Source organism: uncultured Methanobrevibacter sp., assembly GCF_900314695.1.
GTDB lineage: Archaea > Methanobacteriota > Methanobacteria > Methanobacteriales > Methanobacteriaceae > Methanocatella.
Window position 1 is genome coordinate 1 of record NZ_OMWD01000052.1, and the last position, 4,380, is coordinate 4,380.

General features: G+C 34.9%; 4 protein-coding genes. All 4 read left to right on the plus strand.

The window, feature by feature from the left end:
* Nucleotides 1-210 precede the first annotated feature (210 nt).
* The 4 genes from QZN45_RS10870 to QZN45_RS10885 all read left to right on the plus strand — a co-directional run bounded on the left by QZN45_RS10870 (nucleotide 211) and on the right by QZN45_RS10885 (nucleotide 3,804).
* On the plus strand, nucleotides 211-1,125 hold the full coding sequence (locus QZN45_RS10870) for a site-specific DNA-methyltransferase (RefSeq protein WP_296812921.1): 915 nt from the start codon (nucleotides 211-213) through the stop codon (nucleotides 1,123-1,125).
* Between the two features lies 1 nt (nucleotide 1,126).
* Nucleotides 1,127-2,848, plus strand: a complete 1,722-nt coding sequence (locus QZN45_RS10875; RefSeq protein WP_296812922.1) for a DGQHR domain-containing protein — start codon at nucleotides 1,127-1,129, stop codon at nucleotides 2,846-2,848.
* A 286-nt stretch (nucleotides 2,849-3,134) separates the two neighbouring features.
* Entirely contained in the window at nucleotides 3,135-3,302 is a 168-nt protein-coding gene (locus tag QZN45_RS10880) for a hypothetical protein (RefSeq protein ID WP_296812925.1), read from the plus strand.
* A complete protein-coding gene (locus QZN45_RS10885; protein WP_296812923.1) occupies nucleotides 3,283-3,804 on the plus strand; it encodes a GNAT family N-acetyltransferase in 522 nt (173 codons plus the stop codon). Before QZN45_RS10880 ends, QZN45_RS10885 begins: the two co-directional genes overlap by 20 nt.
* The last annotated feature ends 576 nt before the right edge of the window (nucleotides 3,805-4,380 follow it).

Below are 4,380 nucleotides of genomic sequence, written 5' to 3' on the forward strand. Positions count from 1 at the left end.
GAAACGGGCCAGCCAGGAACAAAAATATAGGAATCAACCTAAAAACTGGTTTCGTATAGGCTGTTATATAGTCTCATCGGTTGGGAAAGTATTAATTAAGAAAATAGCAGATTTTACTACCTTAGAATATAAAAGTAAAGACTGCGAATGTGCCGAATCACATGATCTATTTTACCATGTAAAGATTTATAAAATCGAGAGATTGGGAAGATGAAAATATACAAGCATTATAATGATAAATTTCAGAACGTTTTATATTGTGGAGACTGCAAAAAATTTTTTAAAGAGATACCTGATGAATCAGTAGATTTAATAATAACTTCTCCACCATATTGTATGGGAAAAGCATATGAAGACCCCGCTGATGATATAGAAACATTCAAAAAACAACATATGGAAATTTTTCCTGATATTTATAGAATATTAAAACCAGGTGGAAGCGTTTGTTGGCAGGTTGGATATCATATTTCTGAGTCATGCATTATTCCACTAGATTTCATTGTCTATGATATTTTTACTAATTTGAGTAAAGATAAAATATTTCCGTTAATACTTAGAAATAGAATAATTTGGACTTTTGGCCATGGCTTAAACAGTGTTAAAAGATTTAGTGGAAGACATGAAACAATTTTGTGGTTTACAAAAGGTGATCAGAAAATTTTTAATTTAGATGCTGTTCGTATTCCTCAAAAATATCCTGGTAAAAAATCTTATCGTGGACCTCATAAAGGAGAGTTCAGTGGAAATCCACTTGGAAAAAATCCATCAGATGTTTGGGATATTCCCAATGTGAAGGCAAATCATATAGAAAAAACTAATCATCCCTGTCAGTATCCGATTGCATTACCACAACGTTTGATCAGAGCACTATCTGATGCTCAAGCAGTAGTTTTGGATCCTTTTATGGGATCAGGAACGACAGGCGCAGCTGCAGTGATAGAAAAAAGAAGATTTTTAGGGGCAGAACTGAATGAACAGTACTACAATATCGCATTTGAACGTGTATCAATGGCCATGGAAGGTACATTAAAAATTCGGGAGGATAAGCCGGCCATTAAGCCAAATTTAAATTCGGCAGTTGCCCAATTACCAAACGAATTTAAGATGGCGAGAGAGGGAAAATAGTATGCCTAATTCAGAAAATAACAATCAAAATTCATTGAATAATAAAGCGAATGTTGGTAAAGCAAAAATAAATAAGAAGTTTAAAAATAAAATCAAGAAACTATTTACTTTATCAGGATTTGACTACATTGAAACTGAAAATCATCATTTTAAAATAGGTTTACGAGTTGTTGAAATAGATTCGTTATATATTGATAAGAATATTTTGATTGTTTGTGAGGATACTAGCACTAGTAATGATATTAAATCTCATATTAGAAAAAAGCATGAGGCCTTTGACCAAATTGAAAAAAACAAACGTATATTTTTGGATTGGATTAAAAAGGAATTTTCTTACAATAAAATTGAACAGTATAACGAAAATCAGTATATAATCAAATACTTGTACTTTTCACAGAACGAGCTTAACTTAACAAAAGAAGATGAACAATTGTATCCTCTTATTCGATTTGTTGAACCACGATATTTAGAATATTTTAATCGGATGGCTCAATGTATTCACAAGTCAGTGAAATATGAAGTATATCGTTTTCTAAATATAACAAGTAATCAGATTGGTATCAACACTACAGAAAGTACACAGAAATGTATTTCAGCAACAATTATTAGTCCTAAAGAGTCAACTGGAATAAATAATGGGGTGAGAATTGTATCATTTATGATGTCTGCCGAAACCCTAATTAAAAATTCATATGTTTTGAGAAAAGATAATTGGGAAGACTCTATTACTCTGTATCAGCGTTTAATACAGAAAGAAAAAATCAAAGGAATAAGAAAGTTTTTAGCCACAAGACAAGAAGCTTTTTACAATAATATTATCGTGGCATTACCTTCAAATGTCTATTTCTTGGATAAAGAAGACCATCCAATTGATATAGATTCAATCGGAGGGTACGGCGTATGTAAAATGATGCTTCCAGATGAAATGAATAGCATTTGCATAATTGATGGACAGCACAGGGTATATGCACATTATGAGGGTGAAACAAATGATCCATATGAAAGTGATATTGCAAATTTACGAAAGAAACTACATCTACTAGTTACAGGATTAGTGTTTCCTAATGAAATGTCCGATATTCAAAAATCAAAAATTGAAAGTAGCATTTTTTTGGATATAAACACGAATGCAAAGCCTGTACCTCCAGATGTCCTTTTGCATATAAAAGGATTGAAAGATCCATTATCTGATATTGGACTTGCTCGTGCCGTAATTGAAAAACTAAATAAGGGTAAGGTTTTTCCACATATGTTCGAGCTTTCAGCACTGGATAATGGGAAAATAAAGATTGCATCAATTATTAAGTTTGCATTAAGATATTTGGTGACAATTGAACCTAAAGATAAAAAAAGTCTATTTGATTTTTGGGATGGAGATAAGAATAATTTAAAGCGATTAGATGACTCTGAATATCGCTCCTATATAGATTTTTGTGTAAAACATATTACTATATATTTTTCCGCACTTAAAGATAGTCATCAGCAGGAATGGAATAATCCGAATTCCAAACTGTTGTCAGTAATATCATTAAACGGTTTTATTATTGCGTATAATCGTTATATTGATCAAAAAAATGAATTGGGGAATTTTGATCTTTTTAACAATAGATTTAGACAATTGCATACTGATTTCTCAAGAGAATCTTTTCCTTATACATCTAGTCAATATAAGAAATTTTCAGATGAAATCTTAAAAGATGCATTATTAAATAGTAAGCGGTAAATCGTCAGTACCTGTCGAGCTCGGCAATCCTTGAGATAATAGAGTGATTGAGGAAAAAAATGGTCACTAACAATATTGAAATTGATATAAAGGTTAAATGCGTGGAAGAACAGATGACTTAGGCGAAACTGGCTGAGAAGGTTGGAACGCCGGCGTCCTATGTGAAATAGCTGATCAAGCGTGACGAAGGAGTAGTGAACAACACTTTCGTTAAGATACTGGAGGCTCTGGGATATGATATTGAACTTCATTATGTGAAGAGAAACACAAAAGAAGAGGCTTCATTATGAGTAATGGCAGAGGAAAGAAAAAAGAAGAACCCTGTGAAGAAAACTGTCAATCAAGAGGTTGTCTTTTCTGCGAAAGAAGTATTTTCTATGGTGGAAGATACAAGTCAGATTATTGCACAAGAGAATACTACTCGTTTATCAGCTATGGGACCGGCAGCAAGTGAAAGTGGAACACTTACTGATTCTGTGGAATTTTGGAGTTGGATGAACCGGAACTATGAGAAGAGCGGGCATTTTGCCTCTTCAGAAAGTATGCGATCTTATATGACTGGTACTCCTGGACAACAGAATTGGGCAAAAAAAAGTGGTTCAAGGGCCGAAAAAGACGGGGATGTGATTGCCGCTTCCATTATGATTTTTGCAAATGGACATTTGAACTTTCACCTTTCCGGTAGTTTGGAAGAATACAATGCTTTGGCACCAAACAACCTAATTATGTATAATGCTGCTATTTGGGGCCATGAAAACGGATATAAGTCTTTTCATCTCGGCGGTGGTGTTGGTTCAAAAGACGATACATTGCTAAGGTATAAAAAAACATTTTATAAAGGTGAAAGAAACCATTTCTTTATAAGGAAAAAGATTATCAGTCCAGAAAAGTATAATTATCTTGTTAATCTGAGGGGCATTGATAATAGTCAGTATTTCCCTCAATATAGAGTATGAGAGAGGTTATGGAGGAAATAGAATGAATGTACTGGTAACCGGTTCGGCTGGTTTTGTTGGCCGTAACCTTGTAGAGAATCTGAAAAACATCCGGGATGGGAAAAATCGGACAAGGCCGAATCTGTCCATCGGAGCCATCTACGAATACGATCGTAACAACACATTGGAAACTGGATCAGTTCTGCTCCGACTGTGATTTCGTTTTCAACCTGGCGGGAGTGAACCGTCCGCAGGATCCGAAAGAGTTCAAAGAAGGCAACTTTGGATTTGCCTCCACGCTGTTGGACACGCTGAAGAAGCACCATAATACCTGTCCCGTGATACTGTCATCCTCTCTGCAAGCTACTCTCGCCGGTCGCTTTGGCACCTCTGTGTATGGGCTTTCCAAGCGTGAGTTTATGTCTATCGCTTCCCAAACCTCGTGGGCAAGTGGGTACGCCCAAACTATAACTCTGCGGTCGGGATAACGTATAATACGTTTCGCAAATTCAATTGAATAAAAATAGACATAGTCTATTGCCATCGGTAAAATTAAGTTACCACACAAAATCCACCAAGGAGGCAATGACTATGTCC

Bases quoted from the DNA above. Each gene is read 5' to 3' on its own strand.
- QZN45_RS10880 (WP_296812925.1), top strand. From the start codon at position 3,135: ATGAGTAATGGCAGAGGAAAGAAAAAAGAAGAACCCTGTGAAGAAAAC.
- QZN45_RS10870 (WP_296812921.1), top strand. From the start codon at position 211: ATGAAAATATACAAGCATTATAATGATAAATTTCAGAACGTTTTATAT.
- QZN45_RS10885 (WP_296812923.1), top strand. From the start codon at position 3,283: ATGGGACCGGCAGCAAGTGAAAGTGGAACACTTACTGATTCTGTGGAA.
- QZN45_RS10875 (WP_296812922.1), top strand. From the start codon at position 1,127: ATGCCTAATTCAGAAAATAACAATCAAAATTCATTGAATAATAAAGCG.